The 24,553-nt window shown below is 59.2% G+C and carries 22 protein-coding genes; 19 read left to right on the forward strand and 3 right to left on the reverse strand.

What is annotated here, in order from left to right; all coding sequences use genetic code 11:
* Nucleotides 1–317 precede the first annotated feature (317 nt).
* Nucleotides 318–1,538 (reverse strand): CaiB/BaiF CoA-transferase family protein, encoded by a 1,221-nt coding sequence (locus BW43_RS22125; protein WP_032885010.1) that lies wholly within the window; start codon nt 1,536–1,538, stop codon nt 318–320.
* Nucleotides 1,539–1,550: 12 nt separating this feature from the next.
* Nucleotides 1,551–2,732 carry an acyl-CoA dehydrogenase gene (locus BW43_RS22120; RefSeq protein ID WP_003187423.1) on the reverse strand — a complete coding sequence of 394 codons (1,182 nt, stop codon included), beginning with the start codon at nt 2,730–2,732 and terminating at the stop codon, nt 1,551–1,553.
* A gap of 156 nt (nt 2,733–2,888) precedes the next feature.
* Here BW43_RS22120 and BW43_RS22115 point away from each other — a divergent pair, with 156 nt between their 5' ends.
* From BW43_RS22115 to lptE, 19 genes are all read left to right on the forward strand, one after another.
* Nucleotides 2,889–3,788 (forward strand): LysR family transcriptional regulator, encoded by a 900-nt coding sequence (locus BW43_RS22115; protein ID WP_032885011.1) that lies wholly within the window; start codon nt 2,889–2,891, stop codon nt 3,786–3,788.
* A gap of 452 nt (nt 3,789–4,240) precedes the next feature.
* On the forward strand, nt 4,241–5,362 hold the full coding sequence (locus tag BW43_RS22110) for a Re/Si-specific NAD(P)(+) transhydrogenase subunit alpha (protein WP_032885012.1): 1,122 nt from the start codon (nt 4,241–4,243) through the stop codon (nt 5,360–5,362).
* A gap of 15 nt (nt 5,363–5,377) precedes the next feature.
* On the forward strand, nt 5,378–5,701 hold the full coding sequence (locus BW43_RS22105; RefSeq protein ID WP_005783507.1) for an NAD(P) transhydrogenase subunit alpha: 324 nt from the start codon (nt 5,378–5,380) through the stop codon (nt 5,699–5,701).
* Complete coding sequence (locus tag BW43_RS22100) at nt 5,701–7,137, forward strand: NAD(P)(+) transhydrogenase (Re/Si-specific) subunit beta (RefSeq protein ID WP_032885013.1); 1,437 nt, start codon at nt 5,701–5,703, stop codon at nt 7,135–7,137. The genes BW43_RS22105 and BW43_RS22100 overlap by 1 nt, the downstream gene beginning before the upstream one ends.
* Before the next feature lie 179 nt (nt 7,138–7,316).
* Nucleotides 7,317–8,810 carry an acetyl-CoA hydrolase/transferase family protein gene (locus BW43_RS22095; RefSeq protein ID WP_032885014.1) on the forward strand — a complete coding sequence of 498 codons (1,494 nt, stop codon included), beginning with the start codon at nt 7,317–7,319 and terminating at the stop codon, nt 8,808–8,810.
* 318 nt (nt 8,811–9,128) lie between these two features.
* On the forward strand, nt 9,129–9,344 hold the full coding sequence (locus BW43_RS22090) for a DUF1127 domain-containing protein (protein ID WP_032885015.1): 216 nt from the start codon (nt 9,129–9,131) through the stop codon (nt 9,342–9,344).
* A gap of 283 nt (nt 9,345–9,627) precedes the next feature.
* Nucleotides 9,628–9,948 carry a DUF2388 domain-containing protein gene (locus tag BW43_RS22085; RefSeq protein ID WP_032885017.1) on the forward strand — a complete coding sequence of 107 codons (321 nt, stop codon included), beginning with the start codon at nt 9,628–9,630 and terminating at the stop codon, nt 9,946–9,948.
* Nucleotides 9,949–10,053: 105 nt separating this feature from the next.
* Complete coding sequence (locus BW43_RS22080; protein ID WP_032885019.1) at nt 10,054–10,362, forward strand: DUF2388 domain-containing protein; 309 nt, start codon at nt 10,054–10,056, stop codon at nt 10,360–10,362.
* A gap of 39 nt (nt 10,363–10,401) precedes the next feature.
* Nucleotides 10,402–10,722 (forward strand): DUF2388 domain-containing protein, encoded by a 321-nt coding sequence (locus BW43_RS22075; RefSeq protein WP_027608008.1) that lies wholly within the window; start codon nt 10,402–10,404, stop codon nt 10,720–10,722.
* Complete coding sequence (locus tag BW43_RS22070; protein ID WP_032885021.1) at nt 10,719–12,680, forward strand: DUF4105 domain-containing protein; 1,962 nt, start codon at nt 10,719–10,721, stop codon at nt 12,678–12,680. Before BW43_RS22075 ends, BW43_RS22070 begins: the two co-directional genes overlap by 4 nt.
* Nucleotides 12,681–13,059: 379 nt before the next feature.
* Nucleotides 13,060–14,367, forward strand: coding sequence for a CitMHS family transporter (locus tag BW43_RS22065; RefSeq protein WP_032885023.1), 1,308 nt, complete (start codon nt 13,060–13,062; stop codon nt 14,365–14,367).
* Nucleotides 14,368–14,431: 64 nt separating this feature from the next.
* Nucleotides 14,432–15,199, forward strand: a complete 768-nt coding sequence (locus BW43_RS22060; protein WP_032885024.1) for a TerC family protein — start codon at nt 14,432–14,434, stop codon at nt 15,197–15,199.
* A gap of 214 nt (nt 15,200–15,413) precedes the next feature.
* Complete coding sequence (locus tag BW43_RS22055; RefSeq protein ID WP_032885025.1) at nt 15,414–17,072, forward strand: Na/Pi cotransporter family protein; 1,659 nt, start codon at nt 15,414–15,416, stop codon at nt 17,070–17,072.
* Nucleotides 17,073–17,129: 57 nt separating this feature from the next.
* Nucleotides 17,130–18,512, forward strand: coding sequence for a pitrilysin family protein (locus tag BW43_RS22050; protein ID WP_032885026.1), 1,383 nt, complete (start codon nt 17,130–17,132; stop codon nt 18,510–18,512).
* Between the two features lie 72 nt (nt 18,513–18,584).
* On the forward strand, nt 18,585–19,616 hold the full coding sequence (locus BW43_RS22045; protein ID WP_032885028.1) for a DUF5924 family protein: 1,032 nt from the start codon (nt 18,585–18,587) through the stop codon (nt 19,614–19,616).
* A gap of 55 nt (nt 19,617–19,671) precedes the next feature.
* A complete protein-coding gene (locus tag BW43_RS22040) occupies nt 19,672–20,820 on the forward strand; it encodes an ABC transporter permease (RefSeq protein ID WP_032885030.1) in 1,149 nt (382 codons plus the stop codon).
* Complete coding sequence (locus tag BW43_RS22035) at nt 20,817–21,620, forward strand: ABC transporter ATP-binding protein (protein WP_032885031.1); 804 nt, start codon at nt 20,817–20,819, stop codon at nt 21,618–21,620. Before BW43_RS22040 ends, BW43_RS22035 begins: the two co-directional genes overlap by 4 nt.
* 1 nt (nt 21,621) lies before the next feature.
* Nucleotides 21,622–22,560: an MlaD family protein gene (locus BW43_RS22030; protein ID WP_032885033.1), complete on the forward strand. Its 939-nt coding sequence runs from the start codon at nt 21,622–21,624 to the stop codon at nt 22,558–22,560.
* Nucleotides 22,557–23,168 carry an LPS assembly lipoprotein LptE gene (gene lptE / locus BW43_RS22025; RefSeq protein WP_032885034.1) on the forward strand — a complete coding sequence of 204 codons (612 nt, stop codon included), beginning with the start codon at nt 22,557–22,559 and terminating at the stop codon, nt 23,166–23,168. The genes BW43_RS22030 and lptE overlap by 4 nt, the downstream gene beginning before the upstream one ends.
* A gap of 93 nt (nt 23,169–23,261) precedes the next feature.
* Here the strand turns inward: lptE and BW43_RS22020 are convergent, their stop codons facing one another.
* Nucleotides 23,262–24,491 (reverse strand): nucleoside recognition domain-containing protein, encoded by a 1,230-nt coding sequence (locus BW43_RS22020; protein ID WP_032885036.1) that lies wholly within the window; start codon nt 24,489–24,491, stop codon nt 23,262–23,264.
* Between the last annotated feature and the right edge of the window lie 62 nt (nt 24,492–24,553).

Here is a 24,553-nt window from a genome sequence, read left to right on the forward strand (position 1 = left end):
GAAGATTTCTTCAACAACTTCAACCACTTGCGCTTCTGATCTCTCATCAGCGGGAGGCGAATTCTACAGCGTTACACGCTGCTGTCAACACCTCTTTTTCAACTTCCTTTTGGCTTCGATGAACTGAAGCAACCTACTGCCGAAAACTGCGTAACTCATTGTTTACCAAGGAGTTTTCCGTTTCGACTGCACCGGAAGTGGGGCGAATTATAGGCTCCCAGAATCTCACGTCAACCTTTTAATTTGCGATATCTATCAATTGGCTAGAATTGATTAAAAAATGGTCAACCGAGCGCTATATATATAGAACAGAACATCTAGATAACACCTGCCCCCCTTAAAGCAGCCACATTCGCAGCCCCCAACCCGAGCACACGCTGTAGTACCTGAGCTGTATGCTCACCCAACAGCGGAGGCGCACTGCGGTACTCCACAGGCGTCTTGGACAACCGAATGGGGCTGGCAACCTGAGGCACCATCCCCGCCAGCGCATGTGGTAGCTGCATAGCCAACCCACGCGCCTTGACCTGCGGATCAGCAAACACCTGCGCCAAATCATTGATCGGCCCACAAGGCACACCCACCCGCTCCAGCCGCGACACCCACTCAGCCGTCGTTTTGAAGACAGTAGCCTGGCGAATCAACGGAATCAGCTCTGCACGGTTAGCCACTCGTACCTTATTAGTAGAGAAGCGCGGATCATCCGCCCACTGCGGCTGACCAGCCACTTCGGCGAACTTGCGAAATTGGCTGTCATTTCCCACCGTCAGAATGAAATCACCATCGGCTGTAGGGAAGTCCTGATAAGGCACGATATTCGGATGAGCGTTACCCAGACGCTTTGGGGACACCCCTGTCGTTAGGTAATTCATCGCCTGATTAGCCAGACACGCCACCTGCACATCAAGCAATGCCATATCGATATGCTGACCGCCACCGTCGTGATCGCGATGCGCCAGCGCAGCAAGAATCGCCACCGTCGAGTAGAGCCCAGTAAGGATGTCAGTTAACGCCACCCCAACCTTCACCGGCCCCGCACCCTCATCACCCTCCGGTCGACCGGTCAGACTCATCAGCCCGCCCAGCCCCTGGATCATGAAGTCGTAGCCCGCACGGCCGGCATACGGTCCGGTCTGACCAAACCCAGTGATGGAGCAATAGATCAACTCCGGATTAACGGCCTTGAGTGACTCATAGTCCAGCCCATATGCCGCCAGGCCACCGACCTTGAAGTTCTCGATCAGGATGTCGGACTTGGCCGCCAGGTCCCGCACCAATTGCTGACCCTCCGGTTGCGTAAAATCGATAGTCACCGACTCTTTATTACGATTAGCGGATAGGTAGTACGCCGCCTCACTGGTGTTCTCGCCATAAGCATCCTTAAGGAAGGGCGGGCCCCAAGCACGCGTATCGTCACCGTTGCCGGGACGCTCGACCTTGATCACCTCAGCCCCAAGATCCGCAAGGATCTGTCCGGACCAAGGGCCCGCCAACACTCGCGACAAATCCAGTACCCGCAGATGCGAAAGCGCGCCCATACCGTTCTCCTATTAATAGAACGCCTGAAGACCGGTTTGCGCGCGCCCCAGAATCAAGGCGTGAACGTCATGCGTGCCCTCATAGGTGTTAACCACTTCAAGATTCACCAAATGACGCGCCACCCCGAACTCGTCAGAAATCCCATTGCCACCCAACATGTCCCGCGCCATACGAGCGATATCCAAAGACTTGCCGCACGAGTTGCGCTTCATGATCGACGTAATCTCAACCGCAGCCGTTCCCTCATCCTTCATACGCCCCAGCCGCAAGCAACCTTGCAGCGCCAGAGTGATCTCGGTCTGCATATCCGCCAGTTTCTTCTGGATCAGTTGGGTAGCCGCCAATGGACGACCGAACTGCTGACGATCAAGCGTGTACTGGCGAGCGGTGTGCCAGCAGAACTCGGCAGCGCCCAACGCCCCCCAGGAGATGCCATAGCGCGCCGAGTTAAGGCAGGTGAAAGGACCTTTCAAGCCACGCACATCCGGGAAAATGTTCTCTTCCGGCACAAACACGTTGTCCATCACGATCTCACCAGTAATAGAGGCGCGAAGGCCGACCTTGCCGTGAATCGCTGGCGCACTCAGGCCCTTCCAGCCTTTCTCCAAGACAAAACCACGGATATCACCGGCGTCATCCTTACCCCACACCACAAACACGTCTGCAATCGGGCTATTGGTGATCCACATCTTGGCGCCCGTAAGGCTGTAGCCGCCGTCCACTTTGCGCGCACGCGTAATCATCGCGCCTGGATCAGAGCCGTGGTTAGGCTCGGTCAAACCAAAACAGCCAATCCATTCGCCGGAGGCCAGCTTGGGCAAGTACTTCTGCTTTTGCGCTTCGGTGCCGAACTCATTGATAGGCACCATTACCAATGACGACTGCACACTCATCATGGAACGGTAACCGGAGTCGACGCGCTCAACTTCACGCGCAATCAACCCGTAACTGACATAGTTCAAGCCACTGCCACCGTACTGCTCGGGAATCATCGCCCCCAGCAAGCCGGTTTCACCCATTTCACGGAAAATCGCCGGATCTGTTTTTTCATGGCGGAAGGCTTCGAGAACACGGGGCGCCAGCTTGTCCTGGGCAAATTGCTCAGCACTGTCACGCACCATGCGCTCTTCTTCGGTGAGCTGTTGATCCAGCAGTAGCGGATCGATCCAGTTAAAGCTTGCCTTGCCAGCCATGAATAAGTCCTCGCAAAGAAATCAAATGTCGTGGGGGGAGCCTAGGCCGAGCGAGCGGGGAGAGCAAACGAGGTTTCGGCATAGCCTTGTGCTAATTTCTCACTCTGTAACACTCAGAAACTGCGCAAGCGCGCTTTATATGTGAGTACAAGGTACATGCGCAGAAAAATACCAAGCACAACCGCCCTCGTCAGTTTTGAAGCGGCCGCACGCCACGAGAGCTTTACCAAGGCTGCGCACGAGCTCTCCATTACCCAGGGTGCCATTTGTCGGCAGATAGCCAGCCTTGAGGAGTTTTTGAGTGTCGAGCTATTTCGGCGATCACGGCGTGGGGTAAAGCTGACGGAAGCAGGTCTGTCCTACAGCCGCAGAGTGGCAACTCAGCTGGATGCCGTGGAACGCGACACCCTTTCAGTCATGGGCCAGCAGGGCGCCAACACTATCGAGTTGGCCGTAGTACCCACCTTTGGTACCCAATGGTTGATCCCTCGCCTCAAGGACTTTCAACGGCAGCACCCAGAGGTGACTGTAAATCTGACCAACCGCACACGCCCCTTTCTGTTCGCCGATACCGACTTCGACGCGGCGATCTACTTCGGCGACGCTGATTGGTCCGGCACCGAGTCCCACCGGCTGCTGGGAGAAAATCCCGTCCCCGTGTGCAGCCCGCGCCTTTTGGGTGACCGCAAGCGTTTCACGCCACAGGAGATCGGGGAACTGCCACTGCTTCAGCAGACCACCCGTCCGTATGCCTGGCGCCAATGGTTCAACGCTCAGCAGTTGAACGTCCCGCGCGACATGACAGGCCCGCGTTACGAGCTATTCTCGATGCTGTCCCAAGCAGCCATGCACGACATGGGCATTGCGCTGATCCCACCGTTCCTGATCCAGCGAGAACTGGACGAGCATCAACTGGTGATCGCCAACCCTGACGCGCTAACAAGCACCAAGGCTTATTACCTGATGATTCCTGACAGGAAAGTCGAATCAGCCTCATTGCAGGCGTTTCGGGACTGGCTCATTGACCAATCCCAGCGCTATAGCCCCAGCAATTAAAGGCCAAAGCCCTCATACTGACTTTGTAGTCAGTTAATTTTTGATCCTACAGATATACGTATATGTCGCATTTTCACAGACTGTATCTATCCATCAAAAATAGGGCTTAACACCATGATTTTAGTGGCTTGCAGCGACTCCAACAGGCCAATGCCCGACTATTCACATCAATCATGGGCAAACACCAAAAAATCACCTAGGGCCCTTTAATTACCTGTATTTAAAGAGGTTATTTCAGCATGTTGCGACAATCAGTCACAGGGTGACTTGTAGTTAATTTTTCGTCACCCGTCATAATCCCTTGAAGGCCGTAAAGTTCGCCTGCAAAATGCCGCGCCCCGCTGTCATTTCAGCGGGATCGTGCTGATCGGCCGCCCCAGTTGCGCCACTCGCGGTGCACTGGCCTTTTTACAAAAAGATCAAAAGCAAAAAGATCATGCAGGAGATTTGACGTGCACATTGGTGTTCCTCTCGAAACCCAGACCGGTGAAACGCGGGTGGCTGCCACCCCGGAAACCATCAAGAAGCTGATCGGCCAGGGCCATAAGGTCACTGTACAAAGCGGGGCTGGCCTGAAAGCCAGTGTCGTCGACAGTGCCTATGAAACGGCAGGCGCAACCATTGGCAGTGCCAACGATGCGTTCGGCGCCGAGCTGATCCTCAAGGTGGTAGCGCCCAGCGACAGCGAACTTACGCTGATCAAAAGCGGCACCGTGTTGGTGGGCATGCTCAATCCGTTCAGCAACGAAACCATTGCCAAGCTGGCGGAGAAGGGCATCACCGCTTTCGCTCTTGAAGCCGCGCCACGCACTTCACGGGCACAGAGCCTCGACGTGTTGTCGTCTCAGGCCAACATCGCGGGCTATAAAGCCGTACTGCTGGCTGCTCATCACTATCCGCGCTTCATGCCGATGCTGATGACCGCCGCCGGCACCGTCAAAGCCGCGCGCGTGCTGATCCTCGGCGCCGGTGTTGCTGGTCTGCAGGCGATTGCCACGGCGAAACGCCTGGGCGCAGTGATCGAAGCGTCTGACGTGCGCCCGGCCGTCAAAGAGCAAATTGAATCCCTCGGCGCCAAGTTCGTCGACGTGCCCTACGAGACTGACGAAGAACGCGAATGCGCCGTCGGCGTCGGTGGTTACGCACGCCCGATGCCAACCAGTTGGATGCAGCGCCAGGCCCTGGCCGTGCACGAGCGCGCCAAGCAAGCCGATATCGTCATCACCACCGCACTGATTCCCGGGCGTAAAGCACCCACACTGCTCAGCGCCGAGACCGTCGCGCAGATGAAGCCTGGCTCGGTGGTCATCGACCTCGCCGCCGCCCAAGGTGGCAACTGCCCGCTCACCGTGGCTGACGAAACCGTCGTGGAAAACGGCGTGATCATCTGTGGCCCGACCAATCTCGCCGGTGCTGTCGCCGCCGACGCGTCAGCCTTGTACGCGCGCAACCTGCTGGACTTCCTGAAGCTGGTCTTCAACAAGGAAGGGCAGTTTGAACTCAACCTCGAAGACGACATCGTCGCCGCGTGCCTGATGTGCCGCGACGGCCAAGTCATCCGCAAAAACGCCTAAGCAGGGATTCAGACGATGGAAGAGCTTATCTCCCCCGGTATCTACAACCTGATCATCTTTGTGCTGGCGATTTATGTCGGTTACCACGTGGTCTGGAACGTTACCCCCGCGCTGCACACGCCATTGATGGCGGTGACCAACGCCATTTCCGCGATTGTGATCGTCGGCGCCATGCTGGCCGCCGCCCTCACAGTGACACCATTGGGCAAGACCATGGGCACGCTGGCGGTCGCTTTGGCGGCAGTCAATGTGTTCGGCGGCTTCCTGGTGACTCGTAGGATGCTTGAGATGTTCAAGAAGAAAGCGCCCAAAGCTGTGAAAGAAGAGGTGCAGAAGTAATGAGCATGAATCTGGTAACGACGCTCTACCTGATCGCGTCGATCTGCTTTATCCAGGCCCTTAAGGGCCTTTCGCACCCGACCACATCGCGACGCGGCAACCTGTTCGGCATGCTTGGCATGGCGCTGGCGGTGCTCACCACTGTGGGCCTCATCTATAAGCTGGGCGCTGAGCTCGCCACCGCCGGTATCGGCTACGTAATCGTCGGCCTGTTGGTCGGTGGTACCGCAGGCTCGATCATGGCCAAGCGCGTAGAGATGACCAAGATGCCGGAGCTGGTTGCCTTCATGCACAGCATGATCGGCCTGGCTGCGGTGTTTATCGCTGTCGCAGCAGTGGTTGAGCCGCAATCGTTGGGCATCGTTAAGCACCTGGGCGATTCAATCCCTGCCGGTAACCGCCTGGAACTGTTCCTCGGCGCTGCTATCGGTGCAATCACCTTCTCGGGTTCGGTGATCGCCTTCGGCAAACTGTCGGGCAAGTACAAGTTCCGCCTGTTTCAGGGCGCACCGGTACAGTTCGGCGGTCAGCACAAACTGAACCTGGTACTGGGCCTGCTGACCCTTGGCCTGGGCCTGGCCTTTATGTTCACCGGCAACCTCACCGCCTTCGCGCTGATGCTGGCCCTGGCCTTCGTGCTGGGCGTGCTGATCATCATCCCAATCGGCGGCGCCGACATGCCGGTCGTCGTGTCGATGCTCAACAGCTACTCCGGCTGGGCAGCGGCGGGTATCGGTTTCTCGCTGAACAACTCGATGCTGATCATCGCCGGCTCCCTGGTGGGCTCCAGCGGCGCGATCCTGTCGTACATCATGTGCAAGGCGATGAACCGTTCCTTCTTTAATGTACTGCTCGGCGGTTTCGGCAATGCGCCGGATGCCGGTGCTGCGGCAGGCTCGAAAGAAGCGCGCCCGGTGAAGTCCGGCTCGGCCGACGACGCAACCTTCCTGCTGACCAACGCCGACACCGTGATCATCGTTCCAGGCTACGGCTTAGCGGTGGCACGTGCGCAACACGCGCTGAAGGAACTGACCGAGAAGCTGACTCACCGCGGCGTGACCGTGAAGTACGCGATCCACCCGGTGGCAGGCCGCATGCCTGGGCATATGAACGTCCTGCTGGCCGAGGCGGAAGTGCCTTACGACCAAGTGTTCGAAATGGAAGACATCAACTCGGAATTCGGCCAGGCCGACGTAGTCCTGGTGCTGGGCGCAAACGACGTGGTCAACCCGGCCGCGAAGAACGATCCGAACTCGCCAATTGCAGGGATGCCGATTCTGGAAGCCTTCAAGGCCAAAACCATCATCGTCAACAAGCGATCGATGGCCAGCGGGTATGCCGGTTTGGATAACGAGTTGTTCTACTTGGACAAGACCATGATGGTCTTCGGTGACGCGAAGAAGGTCATCGAAGACATGGTCAAAGCCGTCGAGTAACACTGCTTCAGCGCAATACTCAAAACCCCGGCCTGCGATAGGCTGGGGTTTTTTATTACCGCATGAAACCCGACCAAAGGCTCTAAAACACTACTCGGCATTCGACCATGGTAGCGGGCCGAAACTTTTTGAAATCACTACACTGCCCACCTTGCTTCCGTAGCCTGAGATAACAATTCATGTACCGTGATCGTATCCGCTTGCCTTCGTTGTTGAACAAGGTCATGAGCGCGGCAGACGCCGCCGCACTGATCGAGGACGGCATGACCGTCGGCATGAGTGGCTTCACCCGAGCCGGTGAAGCCAAGGCCGTCCCCCACGCCCTGGCCGAACGCGCCAAGACGTCCCCGCTGAAAATCGCCCTAATGACCGGTGCCAGCCTGGGTAATGACCTGGACAAGCAACTGACCGAAGCTGGCGTGCTGTCACGACGCATGCCGTTTCAAGTCGATAGCACGCTGCGCAAGGCAATCAATGCCGGCGAAGTCATGTTTATCGACCAGCATCTGTCGGAAACCGTCGAGCAACTGCGCAACAACCAGCTCAAGCTGCCAGACATTGCTGTGATCGAAGCCGTGGCGATCACCGAACAAGGGCATATCGTGCCCACCACCTCCGTGGGTAACTCGGCCAGCTTCGCGATTTTCGCCAAGCAGGTGATCATCGAGATCAACCTGGCACACAACCCGAATCTTGAAGGGTTGCACGACATCTATATCCCAACCTACCGCCCGACTCGCACGCCGATCCCGCTGGTAAAGGTCGACGACCGCATCGGCAGCACCGCGATTCCCATCCCGCCGGAAAAGATTGTCGCCATTGTCATCACCAACCAGGCGGACTCAGCTTCTACTGTTACACCTCCTGACAGTGACACCCAAGGGATCGCCAATCACTTGATTCACTTCCTTAAACAGGAAGTGGATGCCGGTCGCATGACCAACAAGCTCGGCCCGCTGCAGGCGGGTATCGGAAACATCGCCAACGCGGTGATGTGCGGATTGATCGATTCGCCGTTCAAAGACCTGACGATGTATTCCGAAGTGCTGCAGGACTCGACTTTCGACCTGATCGACGCCGGCAAGCTGAGCTTTGCGTCGGGCAGCTCGATCACGCTGTCGGAACGGCGCAACGCCGATGTGTTCGGCAATCTGGAGCACTACAAGGACAAGCTGGTGCTGCGCCCGCAGGAAATCTCCAACCACCCCGAAGTGGTGCGTCGCCTGGGCATTATCGGCATCAACACGGCGCTGGAGTTCGACATCTACGGCAACGTCAACTCCACCCACGTCTGCGGCACGCGGATGATGAACGGCATTGGTGGCTCAGGCGATTTCGCGCGTAACGCGCACTTGGCGATCTTCGTAACCAAGTCAATTGCCAAGGGTGGCGCGATTTCCAGCGTGGTGCCGATGGTCAGTCATGTGGACCATACCGAGCATGATGTCGACATCCTTGTCACCGAAGTCGGCCTCGCTGACCTGCGCGGCCTGGCGCCACGGGAGCGCGCACGGGTGATCATCGACAACTGTGTGCACCCGGCGTACCGCGATGCGCTGAACAATTACTTCAATGCGGCCTGCGCCATCGGCGGACACACCCCACACATCCTGCGCGAAGCACTGAGTTGGCACATTAACCTGGAAGAAACCGGGCATATGCTCAATGCTTGATGGATACAGATCCGGGCTGATGCAAACACACCTTCATCAGCTCGGCTTCCTGATCGTCACTTCTTAATAAAACTGTACTGCTGTACTGGTCTTTTCCGACAGAAAAATCTTACGCATATCCCCATAACTACTAATTTCGCACCATTGAAGTGCAGACAAGTACAGTTGCCCCATTTTCGTACCGTACAGCACCTATAAACAGTTAACTGGCCCCTCACAATACAGGTGAACTGTATCTAGAGAGTCTTGCGCCGGAGGAGGATCATTGGCATCAGTTAAACCACTACCTAATGCCGCCATAAGCGGAAGGATGTCATCATGGAACGTACACTCAGTTCCGAACTGTTCTTCGAAGAAAAAGCTGTAAACACCCAGGCTTCCATGCCTTTGCGCGTTCTGGCCAACCTGATGTTGTGGCAGCGCCGCATCTCCAGCCGCCACCAACTGGCTCGTCTGGATTCGCGTCTGCTGGCTGACGCCGGTATCAGCGAAGCTCAACGCTACGAAGAGCTGAGCAAGCCGTTCTGGCGCTAATTAGCGCTCGCTGGCCCTGACCCACCGGGTCCACTGCCAGCACTGATTTGTCAAAACAGAGCCCGCCCCGGGAGACCGGAGGCGGGCTTTGTTGTTTTAGGCGTGTGCGTTTCCAGCAATGCTTTTAGAGGAACAGGTACAGTTTAATAAAAAAATAATACAATAGGTACAGTTTTCAGAACTGCACAAAACCTATCCGAACTGATAAGCCTCGGCCTAATATCCAATCAACATTCGGCGAGTCTCTGCGCCACCTTTATTGCTCATCTATAGGAGTCACCCCATGTCCCGTCTTCGCCTGCTCAGCGCCGCCGCCCTGTTGGTCCTGGCTGCAAACGCCAATGCCTCCAGCTTTATAGTGACCACCGACTCCATCGTCGGCGCATTGAAGGCCACTTCAGACGCCACCTCCGATGCCACTTCGTCCCTTCGCGATAACAAAGTCGTGCGTGCCGCCCGAGACGACGCTGCCAGCTTTGTCGCCAGCGAAGGAGCCATTCGTGGTGTGAAGCTGGAAAGCGCCTTGGCCCAGATCCGCCAACAAGCACCACAACTGAATACCGCGACTGACGCACAGCTGGCTCAAGCCATCCTGGCTATCTGATCGCACCTGATATGAGCGAGCGCCAGTTGCTCTTGAATGCCTCGGCGCTGGCTCTCGCCGGGGCATTGCGCTAGCCTTGGCGCTCGTTTTCAGTTGTCGAGTCCCATGGCTTTTTCATACCGCCTGTTAATTGTCCCTGTCGTGTTTTTCGCTGGCTGGTCGCCACTGGCTTCGGCCTTTGACCTGACCATCCAGAGCACCGTTGCGAGCGCGTATGCCACCAGCAAGGTGACCTCCGCACCGTTCGACCGCAAAGTAGTAGTGGCCGCTCAGGATGACGCCGCCGCGTTCATCGCCACTGACGGCCAATGGCGTGGAGCGCGGCTGGAATCGGCACTGGATTACCTGCGCCGGAACCAACCAAAACTTCATGCAAGCGACCTTGAACTGGCGCAGGCAATTCTCGTCCAATAATCATCTTTGTGTTTCCATCTTTGTATTCGGAGTTCTTCCATGCGTAGCCCTTTGATCGCCGCCACCCTTGGCCTGCTGTTGTTGGCCGACGTTGCCCAGGCGCATACCCTGGTGGCCACCAGTAACATCATTGTCCGCGCCTCCGGCCGCACCATTGATTTCACCTCGGACACCACCACCTCCATCCGCGACTCCAAAGTCGTGCGCGAAGCTCACGATGACGCCGCCAGTTTCGTCGCCACCAATGGCGAAATCCGAGGCGCACAGTTGGAAGCCGCCTTCGATACCCTGCGCACCCGCCTGCCGGAAGCCCGCGACGCCAGCGACCAGACCCTCGCCGAAGCCATCCTCGCTCTGTGAGGCGCCTCGCTGCCTGGCTCCTGGCCGGGACTGTGCTGCTGTGTGCCAGCGCAGCCCAGGCCAGCCTGCAACTGCGGCTCAAGACAGAAGGCTTGAGCCCGGCCGAACAGCAGGCCAGCCAGGCATTGCTCGATGAAGCGATGCGCTCACTGCCGCCGCGCTTTATCGAGCAGTTGGACCGACGCATCGATGTCGGCTGGACCGACAAGATGCCCGAAAATGCCTATGGTCAGGCCTCGTTGGTGTCCGAACTGGACCTCAACCGCAATCTGCTCGCTCCCCTGACCGATGGCAGCGCCGCCACCCAGAAAACCAATCGCCCCCACGGCACCGTGCGCCGGGAAATGCTCGCCACCGTGCTGCATGAATTGACCCATATCTATGACCGTGCGCGCCTGTGGGCCAAGGACGAGCGCGCGCTGATCCAGCGCTGCAGCCGCCAGAACAGCATCACCGGCCTGATCGGCCTGCCCGATCAATGCCGTGGCCAGAATGAACGCCGTTTCACCCTCAGCGATGACCCGCGCCTGCTGGACCTCGCCGGCTGGCCGCAGTATGTCGGCCGGCGCGGTGAGCGCGAGCAGCACAACCGCCAGATCGTGCGCAGCCCAGACATCTACGAAACCAGCAGCCCGCTGGAGTTCGTCGCGGTCAACATGGAGTACTTCCTCCTCGATCCAAGCTACGCCTGCCGACGCCCCGCACTGTTCCGCTATTACCAGCAACACTTCGGCTGGGCACCGCCTGAACAGGATGCCTGCGCCAAGGCCTACCCGTTCCTCAATGCGGGCAACGACTTTGCAAAGACGCCGTTGGGCCACGTGGACCCGGAGCGGGTCTATGAAATCGACTATCTGCTGGCCGAAGCCAACCAGAACCTGGTCAGCCGCTGGGGCCACAGCATGTTGCGCCTGGTGATCTGCGCACCGGGCCGTCCCCGCGGACCAGATTGCCGGCTGGACCTGGACCAGCATCTGGTCTTGTCCTACCGCGCGTTCGTCGGTGACGTACAACTGTCGAGTTGGGATGGCCTGGTGGGCAAGTACCCGTCACGCCTGTTTGTACTTCCGCTGGCCCAGGTGATCGACGAATACACCAAGACCGAGCTGCGCGGCCTGGCTTCCGTGCCGTTGAGACTGTCACGACAAGAGATCAACGACACCGTCGAACACGCTGCAGAGATGCACTGGAGCTACGACGGAAACTACTTCTTCCTGTCCAATAACTGCGCGGTCGAAAGCCTGAAGCTGTTACGCAGCGGCAGCGCGAACCCGCAACTCACCGGCCTGGACAACATCACCCCCAACGGCCTGCTTGAAGTGCTACAAGCCCGCGGCCTGGCCGATACCAGCGTGCTGAATGACAAACGTGAAGCCCTGCGACTGGGCTATCACTTTGACTCGTTCCGCGAGCGTTATCAGGCGATGTTCGATGTGCTGCGCAAACACCTGCCGATCAAACAGACCCAGGTTGAAGATTGGCTATCGCTCAGCGCAGCGCAACGGCGCCCATGGTTCGACCAGGCCGATCTGCGCACCAGCGCCGCGTTGTTGCTGCTGGAACAGGCAAGCTTTCGCAAGCAGCTGATGCTGGCTCAGGACGAGGTCAAACAGCGCTATCTCGGTGCCCGCGAGCTGAAAAACGGCGGCATGGAAAAAGCCAACGCCACGCTGCAACAGATCCTCGCCAACAGTGGGTTCCTCAGCAGGCCAGCAGAATTGCTCGGCAGCGGCGGCTACGGCCTGCCACAACCGTCGGAAGCCAAACGCCTGGAATCGGAAAGCGCCGAACGCCAGAAACAGCTGCAATCGCTGACCGGCGAGCTGGATAAAGAGGTGAGGGCGCTGCTGGACCCTGCTCGCGCCGCAGAAATCGCCGCATGCGAAGCCAACCTCAAGCAGGTGGGCGAGCACCTGCGCAAACTGCACAAAGCAGCGGGCGGCCTTGAGCTGCCCTGAAGCAGCCGAAATAAACACATATCAAATGTGGGAGGGGGCTTGCTCCCGATGGCGGTGGGTCAGCTTGCACATGCCGTGACTGACACTCTGCTATCGGGAGCAAGCCCCCTCCCACATTTTCACCTGTGCCCCCTTGAAGACCGTGCGTCTTTTCCATATCACCTGTTTAGCCAGCGAAAGCTGGCTGAAAGCTTTCACGTCTAGGATCGCCCCCACTGCCGGCAAAAGACCGGCTGTTTACAACAACAATGGTGATTCCCGATGTCCGTCCGTACCCGCCTGTTCGCCCCAACTCCCCCCGTACGCCTCGTGCCTTTCGTTCTGCGCTGACCCATCCCGGTTCGCCATTCCCTAGCCGCGCTACGCCTGGAGTATTCCTATGCTGACTTTCCTTGGCTTTGCCATGGTCATCACGTTCATGTTCCTGATCATGACCAAGCGCCTGTCTGCGCTGATCGCCCTGATCATCGTGCCAATCCTGTTCGCGCTGTTCGGCGGTTTCGCACCGAAGATCGGCCCGATGATGCTCGAAGGCATCACCAAGCTCGCGCCAACCGGCGTGATGCTGATGTTCGCCATCCTCTACTTCGCCTTGATGATCGACTCCGGCCTGTTCGACCCGGCCGTGCGCAAGATCCTCAAGATGGTCAAAGGCGACCCGCTGAAGGTTTCAGTCGGCACCGCCGTACTGGCCCTGGTGGTGTCCCTGGACGGTGACGGCGCCACCACCTACATGATCTGCGTGGCCGCCATGCTGCCGCTGTACAAGCGCATCGGCATGAGCCCGCGGATCATGGCCGGCTTGATCATTCTCGCCGGTGGCGTGATGAACATGACCCCTTGGGGTGGCCCGACCGCCCGCGCCGCCAGTGCGCTGCATGTGGACCCTTCGGATATTTTCGTACCGATGATTCCGGCCATGGCCGCCGGCGTCGTCGCTATCCTCGCGATCGCCTATATGTACGGTAAGCGCGAACGTGCTCGCCTGGGCGAACTGCACCTGCAGGGCGACGAGATCGACCATAGCGAAATCAGCGTGTCGCAATTTCCAGACGCCCGCCGTCCGAAGCTGATCTGGTTCAACGGCGCACTGACCCTGGCCCTGATGTGCACACTGATCGCCGGCCTGTTGCCGCTGCCGGTGCTGTTCATGGTGGCGTTCAGTATCGCGATGATCGTGAACTACCCGTGCCTGCAACAGCAGAAAGACCGCGTCGCCGCCCATGCTGGCAGCGTACTGGCGGTGGTAGGGCTGATCTTCGCCGCGGGTATTTTTACCGGCATCCTGTCGGGCACCGGCATGGTCGATGCGATGTCCAAGAGCCTGCTGGCGGTCATCCCTGACGCCTTGGGCCCGTACCTGGCCGTTATCACCGCACTGGTGAGCATGCCGTTCACCTTCTTCATGTCCAACGATGCGTTCTACTACGGCGTACTGCCAGTACTGGCCGAAGCCGCCAGCCACTACGGCATCACCGCAGTGGAAATGGCCCGCGCCTCCATCGTTGGCCAACCGGTGCACTTGCTCAGCCCGCTGGTACCGTCGACCTACTTGCTGGTCGCCCTGGCCGGTATCGAATTTGGCGATCATCAGCGCTTCACCCTGAAGTGGGCAGTGCTGGTGTGCCTGTGCATAATGTTCGCCGCATTGCTGATGGGGATTTTTCCGCTGTTCAGCACTCTATAATCGTACAACCCAGCTGCGCCGGCCCTACGCCGGTGCGGCCTAACACACGCTCAAAGGAATACACATGGAATGGCTGACCAATCCGGAAATCTGGATTGCCTTCTTCACCCTGACGGCCCTAGAGATCGTCCTGGGCATCGATAACATCATCATGATTTCGATCCTGGTCAGCCGCATGCCTAAGCATATGCAGGCTCGCACCCGGATATTCGGCCTGGCGCTGGCCATGGTCACGCGCATCCTGTTGCTGCTGTCGATCACGTGGGTCATGCAACTGACTGCCGACCTTTTTGTGGTGTTTGGCCAAGGCATTTCCGGTCGCGATCTGATTCTGTTCTTCGGTGGCCTGTTCCTGCTGTGGAAAAGCTCCCAAGAGATGTACCACGCACTGGAAGGTGAAGACGAAACCCAGGACGAGCCGAAAGGCGCCGGTGGCAAGTTCATCTACACCATCATCCAGATCGCGATCATCGACATCGTGTTCTCCCTGGACTCGGTGATCACCGCCGTCGGCATGGTCTCCCACGTACCGGTCATGGTTGCCGCGATTGTGGTTGCCGTATTGGTGATGATGCTGGCTGCCGGCACCATCAGCGATTTCATCGACAAGCACCCGTCGCTGAAAATGCTGGCGCTGTCGTTCCTGCTGGTGGTGGGTACAGTGCTGATCGCCGAATCCTTCGACGTGCATGTGCCTAAAGGCTATGTCTACTTCGCCATGGCATTCTCGCTGGCGGTAGAAGCGGTGAACATCAAGATGCGCACCGCCATCGCGAAAAAGAAGAAACAGCAGGATCCTGTGAAACTGCGTAAGGACATCCCGGGTCAATAACCCGAGCCAGTCGTAAAAAACGGGGCGCTTGCGTCCCGTTTTTTTTCATCCGCAAAAAGCTGATTTCATGACAGTTTTGTTTCAATCCCCACTTTAGCTATGCGATGCTGGCGCCGAGCCCATTCGCCAACTACAGCTTAAGTACAAGACGTAGAGCGGCACGCGGCAACTTTCCTTCGCTCCTGTTGGAGCACACCTACACGGGGGGCCGAGCATGCTGACCTTGCTCAATCTGCTTTCCGCCGTGACCCTACTTATCTGGGGCACGCACATCGTCCGTACCGGGATCCTGCGGGTCTACGGTTCTAACTTGCGTCAAGTCATCGGGCATAACATGTCCAAGCGCTGGCTTGCGTTTGTCGCCGGCATCCTGGTGACAGCCATGGTGCAGAGCAGCAACGCCACGGCCATGCTGGTGACCTCATTTGTGGGCCAGGGCCTGATGGGCCTGATGCCCGCACTGGCGACTATGCTCGGCGCCGACGTCGGTACCGCGCTGATGGCGCGGGTGCTGACCTTTGACTTGTCCTGGCTGTCGCCGCTGTTGATCTTTCTCGGCGTTATTTTCTTTCTGTCGCGCAAACAGACGCGGGCAGGGCAGTTGGGGCGAGTAGGAATAGGCCTCGGTCTGATCATCCTCGCGCTGCAATTGATCGTCGAAGCCGCCGGCCCGATTACCCACGCCCAGGGCGTGAAAGTGCTGTTCGCCTCGCTGACCGGCGACATTTTGCTCGACGCACTGGTCGGCGCCTTGTTTGCGATGATTTCCTACTCCAGCCTGGCCGCCGTATTGCTGACCGCCACCCTCGCCGGCGCCGGCGTGATCGGCTTGCACGTGGCCATCGGCCTGGTGATCGGCGCCAACATCGGCAGCGGCGTGCTGGCCTTCCTCAGCACCAGCATGCAGAACGCCGCCGGGCGCCAAGTGGCCCTGGGCAGTCTGTTGTACAAACTGATTGGCCTGCTGCTGATCATCCCGGTGCTCGACCCGCTGGTACTGTGGATGGACGGCCTGGACTACAACACCCAAGGCATGGTCATCACCTTCCACCTGCTCTACAACGTCAGTCGCTGCCTGATCCTGCTGCCGACCATCGGCCCAATGGCGCGCCTCTGCGCGTGGTTGCTGCCCGAGCGAGAAGAGGCCAACGGCAAGGCCAAACCCCGTCATCTTGACCCCACGGCCCTCACCACGCCCAGCCTGGCCTTGGCGAATGCAGCCCGCGAAACCCTGCGCCTGGGCGACCTGATCGACAACATGCTCACCGCCATGCAAGAAGTACTGCGCGGCAAGCAAACTGCGATCACCCAGGAGATGCGCAGCCTCAGTGATGACGTCGAAGCGCTCTACAGCGCAATCAAGCTCTACCTGGCGCAAATGCCCCGCGAAGACCTGAGCGAACAGGACAGTCGCCGCTGGGCCGAGATCATCGAACTGTCGATCAACCTGAAGCTCGCCGGCGACCTGATCGAACGCATGCTGCGTAAAGTCCAGCAGCAGAAAACCTCTCAGCGCCGCCAGTTTTCCGAAGTAGGCCTGGAAGAACTCACTGGCCTGCACAGCCAGTTGATAGCCAATCTGCGACTCGGCCTTTCGGTATTCCTCAGCGCCGACCCGGAAAGCGCACGCCAATTGCTACGCGAAAAGCGCCGCTTTCGCGCCCAGGAGCGCCGCTTGGCCCACGCCCATGTGAGCCGTCTGCAACGCAAAATCGTACAGAGCCTGGAGACCAGTTCCCTGCACCTGGAGCTGATTGCCGACATAAAACGCCTCAATTCGTTGTTTTGTAGCAGTGCGTATGTAGTGTTGGAAACGTCCGACACAGGCGCGCTCTCGGCCGAAGATATTGCCGACATCACGCATTCGCCCTGAACGTACGATGGCCCGTGAAGTCAGTTAGAGCTGACCTCACTCGCCAGGAAGCCAGTTATGCGTCGCCTGTTATTCGCCTGCCTGCTTATGGGTTCTGCCCACGCTTTTGCCTTTGACCGCCTGCAAGTCGAGGGCTACACCTTGCCCAACGGCCTGCAATTGCTACTCAAGCCGGGCACCGAACGTGGGCACGTGGCGATCCGTTTGGTGGTCGGTGTGGGCCTGGATGACTTCGGCTGTGAGGAAAAGGAGTTGCCGCACTTGCTCGAACACTTGCTGTTCAGTGGCATCGACGGCGGCGGCGAAGGCGACCTCGAAGAGCGCATGCAGGCCCTGGGCGGCGAGTGGAACGCCTACACCAGCAATGCCGACACCACCTTCGTAATTGAGGCTCCCGCGAAAAACCAGCGCAAGGTGCTCGACCTGTTACTGGCAATCATCACCCGCACTGAATTGACCGACGCCAATATCAATGCGGCCAAACAAGTAGTAGAGCGCGAAGACGGCGGCCATTACTCGCACCTGCAACGCCTGCTGGACCGTCAGGACCTGGGCCACACCGCCAGCAATCAACTGGCCGTCGAGTTGGGCCTCAAATGCGCCGAACGCGCCGAGGTCGAGCAACTGACTCGCGACCAGTTGCAGACACTGCGCAAGAATTGGTACGCCCCCAACAACATGACCCTGATCGTCGTCGGCGAACTCGACAAACTGCTGCCGGCCTACCTGGAACGCACCTACGGCGAACTCGACCCGGTAGACCCCACCGAGCACAGGCCCCTGCCGGAAATCCAGCACACCGCCAACAGCCACCGCGAACTGATCCACGGCTGGGTAGGCAACAGCGCCAAACTGCACTGGCTGTTCCCAGAACCGGTATTGGACGACCAGCACGATGAAACCTACGACCTGCTTAAGGACTACCTCGACTGGGCGCTGTACCGTCAACTGCGCCTCAAGCACGGTTTGTCCTACGGCCCCTGGAGCGAACGCGAAGTGCTCGGCGGCGTCGGTTTCCTCAGCCTGAATGCCGACCTTGAGCGAGAAAACCTCCCTGAGGCCGAACAGGTACTGCACGACCTCACCGCGCAGTTGCTCAAAGACGGCCTCGACCCGGCCACCTTCGCCCGCCTGCAACAGGCCGCCATCGCTCGGCAAGCCTGGGCCGTGCAGGGCAATAGCGCGTTGGCCGACTACTATTGGGCGGCATTGGCCGACTTCGACAAAGGCCGCTTCAGCGACCCGGTCAAACGCATCAAGGCCGTCAACTTGGATCAGGCGAACCAAGCCATGCGCCAGGTACTCAAGCAGCCTGGCTACTGGCGCATCGAAAAACCGCTGTTAAGTTACGACATGCTCAATTGGATCGGCGCCGGCGTGCTCGGCCTGATCGCCATTGTGTTGATCGGCGTGCGGCTTTATCGCAAACGGATCACGTAATCGGGCACCGAACGCCGGGCTAAGACGTTATTCTGTCTGGGATTTTTTCCTACAAAGACTGCGAACCACCGAATGCAAAACGTAACCCGTTTAATCACCCGCATCCTCGAACTGATGAAGCGCTACCCAGGGGTGATTGCACTCGGCGGCTTCATCTCGGGTGTGTGCAGTTTCATTCTGGTGGACCGTCAGCAGGGCATGGCCAGTTGGATCGCGGTCATCATGCTGGTGAGCTGGTTGTGGCTGATGCTGGAGAACAGCTTTACCCAGCTGTTCACCAAGGTGTTCAAGCGGGAAATTCCCGAACCCCTGCTGCGCTACGCCACCCAGATGATCCACCAGGAAAGTCTGTTCTTCGTGCTGCCGTTCTTTTTCATCACCACCGCGTGGAACAGTGGCCAATCGATATTCACCGGCCTGCTCGGCGCAGCGGCACTGGTGTCGATCATCGACCCGCTGTACTACAAATGGCTGGCGCCCAAGCGCTCGCTGTTCCTGGCGCTGCACACACTGACGCTGTTCGCCGCGTTGCTCACCGCGCTGCCGATCATCCTGCACCTGACCACCGCCGAGAGTTACAAGCTCGCCCTCGGCGTAGCCATGGCGTTGTCGATCCCGAGCCTGGCAGTGAGCATGCCGCTGCGCAGCCTCAAGGGCTGGGCGATGCTGCTGGGGGTGACCGCCGCGATTGGTTGCGCAGGCTGGTTCCTACGCAGCTGGGTACCGCCGGCCACGCTGTGGATGACCGAAGTGGCCATCAGCACCCAGCTGCAAGACCGCACGCCAGGCGATGACCTCAAGGAAGTGACCGTCGCTCAACTGCGCAGCAGCGGGCTGTATGCCTATACCGCAATCAACGCGCCACGCGGGCTGAATGAGCGGATCTACCACGTGTGGAAATTCAACGGCAAAGAGGTCGACCGCATTGCCCTGGACATCCACGGCGGGCGCAAGGAAGGCTATCGCGCCTGGACCCACAAACAGAACTTCCCGCCCGATTCGGCGGGCCGCTGGCAAGTTCAAGTGCTGACCGAAGACGGGCAGGTGATCGGCGTGCTGCGCTTCAAAGTGACTGACGCAGCACAAACGGACAACCCGAAGTAGGCTGTATCGTGCTATTACGTAGGAATTGTGGATAGCCAATACAAGCTCGGAGCTTATGACCAGTAGTCCCACGGCCGGCGCAGCCCACCTCGATACCTCCACCGCCCCTCCGTTACTGCGGATTACGGGGGACTGGACGCTGGCCCACTACGCAAACCTAAAGAAGCTGTCGGACAAACTCGACGGCCAATACGACGCCGGCGCACGCATAGACCTCAATGGGCTCGGCGCCCTGGATACCGCCGGCGCCTCGCTGCTGGTGGAACTGCTTGGGCCAACCCGTATCGAGCAATCCGCCGAACAGACCGATTGCAGCCTGTCCGCTGCCGACCGCGCGTTGCTCAAGACCGTCTACCGCTCACTCAACGATTTTTGCGTACCGGAAAAAGCGCCGGAAGAGGCTGCCGGTATCCAGGTGTTGGCACGCATCGGGCGGGCGGTGGATACCGTCTGGCAGGACAGCAAGCAATTATTGGGTTTTGTCGGCCTGATCCTCGAAACCTTTGCCCGTGGCCTTTTCCGCCCCAAGCGCTGGCGCCTGACGCCGATGGTTGCCCATCTCGAACAGGTCGGCCTCGATGCTGCGCCTATCGTGGCGTTGCTGACCTTTCTAGTCGGTGCCGTGGTGGCGTTTCTTGGCGCCACGGTACTCAAAAGCTTCGGCGCGACAATTTTTACGGTGGACCTGGTGGCGTTCTCCTTCCTGCGGGAATTCGGCGTGTTGCTCACTGCGATCCTGATCGCCGGCCGCACCGCTAGTGCGTTTACCGCGCAGATCGGTTCGATGAAGGCCAACGAAGAAATCGACGCCATCCGCACACTGGGCCTGGATCCGATGGAGTTGCTGGTACTGCCCCGCGTACTCGCGCTGCTGGTCGCGCTGCCGATGCTGACCTTTCTGGCGATGCTCTCGGGGATCGTCGGCGGCGGTGTGGTGTGTGCCGTAGCGCTGGATATTTCCCCGGCGATGTTCCTCTCGCTACTGCAATCGGACATTGGCGTGCAGCACTTTTTGGTGGGCATGGTGAAAGCACCGATCTTCGCCTTTTTGATCGCAGCCATTGGCTGCCTGGAAGGCTTCAAGGTCAGCGGCAGTGCCGAATCGGTCGGCGCCCAGACCACCTCCAGCGTAGTGCAATCGATCTTTGTGGTGATCGTGCTGGATGCGGTTGCCGCGCTGTTCTTCATGGAGATGGGCTGGTGAGTCGTCTACACCGTTCGCCCACCGAGGCGGTGATTGAAGTGCGTGGCCTGTGCAATCGCTTCGGCAGCCAGAGCGTGCACGAGAATCTCGACTTGGATTTGTACAAGGGCGAAATCCTTGCGGTGGTCGGCGGCTCCGGCAGTGGCAAGTCGGTACTGTTGCGCAGCATCGTCGGCCTGCGCCGCCCCAGCGAGGGCGAAGTGCGGGTGTTCGGCAAGAATCTGCCGAACCTGCCGGAGCATGAGCGTTCGCTGGTAGAGCGGCGCTTCGGCGTGCTGTTCCAGAAGGGCGCGCTGTTTTCCTCGCTGACCGTGACCGAGAACGTCGCGCTGCCACTGATCGAGCACGCAGGCCTCAGCCGCCGCGACGCCGAGCACTTGGCGGCCGTCAAACTCGCCCTCGCTGGGCTGCCGCTGTCGGCCGCCGACAAATACCCCGCGTCGCTCTCCGGTGGCATGATCAAGCGCGCGGCACTGGCCCGGGCCCTGGCGCTGGACCCGGACATCCTGTTCCTCGACGAGCCCACCGCCGGCCTCGACCCGATTGGCGCGGCGCAATTCGACCAACTGATCCTGACCCTGCGCGACGCGCTGGGCCTGAGCGTGTTCCTGGTCACCCATGACTTGGACACGCTGTACACCATCACCGACCGCGTGGCGGTGCTGGCGCAGAAGAAAGTGCTGGTGGCGGACGCCATCGATATCGTCTCGGAAACGGACGACGCCTGGATTCACGAATACTTCCACGGCCCCCGAGGCCGCGCGGCATTGGATGCCGCTCAACCGCTCAACGAGGTATGACATGGAAACCCGAGCCCATCATGTGATGATCGGTCTGTTCAGCGTGATCGTGGTAGTCGGCGCGATGCTGTTTGGCCTGTGGCTGGCCAAATCCAGCGTCGACAGCGCCTTCCAGGATTACGAAGTGATCTTCAACGAGGCGGTCAGCGGCTTGTCTCAAGGCAGCTCGGTGCAATACAGCGGGATCAAGGTGGGCGACGTGATCAGCCTGAGCCTGGACCCCAACGACCCGCGCCGCGTACTCGCGCGTATCCGCCTGGCCGGGCAGACGCCGATCAAGGAAGACACCCAAGCCAAGCTCGCGCTGACCGGCATCACGGGCACGTCGATCATCCAACTCAGCGGCGGGACACCTCAAAGTGCGGTGCTCAAGGGCAAGGATGGCAACCTGCCGCAGATCATCGCCTCGCCATCACCCATCGCGCGGCTGCTGAACAACAGCAATGACCTGATGACCGGCATCAACCTGCTGCTGCACAACGCCAACGAGATGTTCTCCTCGGATAACGTCGAGCGACTGAGCAAGACCCTGGATAACCTGCAACAAACCACTGGCGCCATTGCCGACCAACGCGGCGATATCAAGGTGGTGATGCAACAACTGATGCAAGTCAGCAAACAAGCCACCGCTGCTCTGGAGCAGACCACGGTGCTGATGCGTAACGCTAACGGGTTGCTCAACGATCAAGGCAAACAGGCGTTCGGCAGCGCCGAACAGGCGATGAAATCCCTGGAGCAAAGCACCGCCACCATCAATACCTTGCTGACCAATAACAAAGACTCGGTGAACAGTGGCATGCAGGGCCTCAACGAACTGGCGCCGGCGGTGCGCGAACTGCGCGAAACACTCGGTTCGCTGCGCGCCATCTCCCGCCGCCTGGAAGCCAACCCCAGCGGTTACCTGCTGGGCAGTGATAAGAACAAGGAGTTCACGCCATGAAGCGTGCTTATCAAATGATCGCTCCTGTGGCGCTGGCACTGCTGAGCGCATGCTCGATCCTGCCTAAAGCCGACCCGTCGGACGTCTACCGCCTGGCCTCCGCCCAAACGACGACTCAAGGCACCCCGGTAGGTTGGTCGCTACGCCTGACCAAGCCACAAACCAGCGAGTTCCTCGACAGCCCACGCATCGCCGTGGTGCCCAATGGCGACCTGATCAGCAGCTACGCCAACTCGCGCTGGAGCGATCCCGCGCCGGTGCTGTTGCGTAATCGCCTGCTGGACGGCTTCCAGCGTGACGGCCGAGTGACGCTGTTGAGCACCGACGACACTAACCTGCAGGCCGACTATGAGCTAGGCGGGCAGTTGCAGGCGTTTCAGAGTGAGTACCGGGGCAGTGCGGTGGAGGTGGTGATCCGCCTCGACGCACGCCTGGTGCGTGGCAGTGATCAGCGGATTATTGCCAGCCGGCGGTTTGAAGTGCACCAAGCGGTGAGCGATACCAAGGTGCCGGCGGTGGTGGCCGGGTTTGGAGTGGCTGGGGATCAGTTGAGCAGGCAGGTGGTGGAGTGGGTTGTTCAGCAGGGCAACGGTGTTGCGAAACGCTGAGGGCCTCATCGGGGGCAAGCCCCCTCCCACATTTTGAATGTGTTCACAGATCAACATGTAGGAGGGGGCTTGCTCCTGATAGCGATCCGAGCCTCAGCCAAAGAACCAGTAGCACACCGCAATCGCCGCCACGACACCCGCAAACTCAGCCAGCAACGCACAGCCCACGGCATGCCGCGCCCGCTGAATGCCCACCGAGCCGAAGTACACCGCTAACACATAAAAGGTGGTTTCCGTACTGCCCTGGATCGTCGCCGCCACCAGAGCCGGGAAGCTGTCCACACCTTGAGTCTGCATGGTCTCGATCAACATCGCCCGCGCAGCGCTGCCGGAGAATGGTTTGACCATTGCAGTCGGCAAGGCATCGACAAAGCGCGTGTCCATGCCGGTCCAAGCGACCAGATGGCGAATCCCCTCAAGGCCAAAGTCCAAGGCCCCGGAGGCGCGCAAAACACCCACGGCACAGAGCATCGCAACCAAGTAAGGCAACAGGTTCTTGGCAACGTCGAAGCCTTCTTTGGCCCCTTCGACAAACGCCTCGTACACCTTCACCTTGCGCAACGCGCCGATCACCAGGAATAGCATGATCAATCCAAACAACGTGAGGTTGCCGAGGATCGACGACAAACCGGCCAGCGCCGTGGCAGATAGCGTGGCCAATAACGCCATAAAGCCGCCCAGCACCAACGCACCCGGAATCAGGTAAGCCAGCACCACCGGATCCCACAGCCGCAGACGCTGCATCACCGCCACCGACAGCAGGCCCACCAGAGTAGAAGCGCTGGTGGCCAACAGGATCGGCAGGAACACCAACGTCGGGTCGGCGGCGCCTTGCTGGGCGCGGTACATGAAGATGGTCACTGGCAGCAGTGTCAGAGACGAGGCGTTGAGCACCAGGAACAGAATCTGTGCATTACTCGCCGTGTTGGGGATGGGGTTGAGCTCCTGCAAAGCCTTCATGGCCTTTAGGCCTATGGGAGTGGCCGCGTTATCCAGGCCCAGGCCGTTAGCGGCGAAGTTGAGGGTGATCAGACCGATGGCAGGGTGGCCGGCCGGCACTTCCGGCATCAGCCGGCGAAACAGCGGGCCAAGGGCCTTGGCCAGCCAAGCGACGATCCCGGCTTTCTCGGCGATACGCAGAAAGCCCAGCCACAGGGTCAGGGTGCCGAACAGCAGCACCATCACTTCCACCGACAATTTGGCCATGGCGAAAATGCTTTCCACCATCGCCGCAAAAATCCCGGCGTTACCCCCCACCAGCCATTGCGCCAGTGCTGACACCATCGCCACGACAAAGAAGCCAAGCCACAGGCCATTGAGCATCAGTTAAATCCCCCGAAAGATGGGGCGAATGATAGCGGGGCTGGCAGAAACGACAAACCCCG

This window comes from Pseudomonas sp. RIT357, assembly GCF_000632245.1.
In the GTDB taxonomy this organism is placed as follows: domain Bacteria; phylum Pseudomonadota; class Gammaproteobacteria; order Pseudomonadales; family Pseudomonadaceae; genus Aquipseudomonas; species Aquipseudomonas sivasensis.

Excerpts from the sequence above, each read along its gene's own strand:
- BW43_RS22125 (WP_032885010.1), bottom strand. The coding sequence starts at position 1,538 with ATGGGCGCGCTTTCGCATCTGCGGGTACTGGATTTGTCGCGAGTGTTG.
- BW43_RS22120 (WP_003187423.1), bottom strand. The coding sequence starts at position 2,732 with ATGGCTGGCAAGGCAAGCTTTAACTGGATCGATCCGCTACTGCTGGAT.
- BW43_RS22115 (WP_032885011.1), top strand. The coding sequence starts at position 2,889 with ATGCGCAGAAAAATACCAAGCACAACCGCCCTCGTCAGTTTTGAAGCG.
- BW43_RS22105 (WP_005783507.1), top strand. The coding sequence starts at position 5,378 with ATGGAAGAGCTTATCTCCCCCGGTATCTACAACCTGATCATCTTTGTG.
- BW43_RS22100 (WP_032885013.1), top strand. The coding sequence starts at position 5,701 with ATGAGCATGAATCTGGTAACGACGCTCTACCTGATCGCGTCGATCTGC.
- BW43_RS22095 (WP_032885014.1), top strand. The coding sequence starts at position 7,317 with ATGTACCGTGATCGTATCCGCTTGCCTTCGTTGTTGAACAAGGTCATG.
- BW43_RS22090 (WP_032885015.1), top strand. The coding sequence starts at position 9,129 with ATGGAACGTACACTCAGTTCCGAACTGTTCTTCGAAGAAAAAGCTGTA.
- BW43_RS22085 (WP_032885017.1), top strand. The coding sequence starts at position 9,628 with ATGTCCCGTCTTCGCCTGCTCAGCGCCGCCGCCCTGTTGGTCCTGGCT.
- BW43_RS22080 (WP_032885019.1), top strand. The coding sequence starts at position 10,054 with ATGGCTTTTTCATACCGCCTGTTAATTGTCCCTGTCGTGTTTTTCGCT.
- BW43_RS22075 (WP_027608008.1), top strand. The coding sequence starts at position 10,402 with ATGCGTAGCCCTTTGATCGCCGCCACCCTTGGCCTGCTGTTGTTGGCC.
- BW43_RS22065 (WP_032885023.1), top strand. The coding sequence starts at position 13,060 with ATGCTGACTTTCCTTGGCTTTGCCATGGTCATCACGTTCATGTTCCTG.
- BW43_RS22060 (WP_032885024.1), top strand. The coding sequence starts at position 14,432 with ATGGAATGGCTGACCAATCCGGAAATCTGGATTGCCTTCTTCACCCTG.
- BW43_RS22055 (WP_032885025.1), top strand. The coding sequence starts at position 15,414 with ATGCTGACCTTGCTCAATCTGCTTTCCGCCGTGACCCTACTTATCTGG.
- BW43_RS22050 (WP_032885026.1), top strand. The coding sequence starts at position 17,130 with ATGCGTCGCCTGTTATTCGCCTGCCTGCTTATGGGTTCTGCCCACGCT.
- BW43_RS22045 (WP_032885028.1), top strand. The coding sequence starts at position 18,585 with ATGCAAAACGTAACCCGTTTAATCACCCGCATCCTCGAACTGATGAAG.
- BW43_RS22040 (WP_032885030.1), top strand. The coding sequence starts at position 19,672 with ATGACCAGTAGTCCCACGGCCGGCGCAGCCCACCTCGATACCTCCACC.
- BW43_RS22030 (WP_032885033.1), top strand. The coding sequence starts at position 21,622 with ATGGAAACCCGAGCCCATCATGTGATGATCGGTCTGTTCAGCGTGATC.
- lptE (WP_032885034.1), top strand. The coding sequence starts at position 22,557 with ATGAAGCGTGCTTATCAAATGATCGCTCCTGTGGCGCTGGCACTGCTG.
- BW43_RS22020 (WP_032885036.1), bottom strand. The coding sequence starts at position 24,491 with ATGCTCAATGGCCTGTGGCTTGGCTTCTTTGTCGTGGCGATGGTGTCA.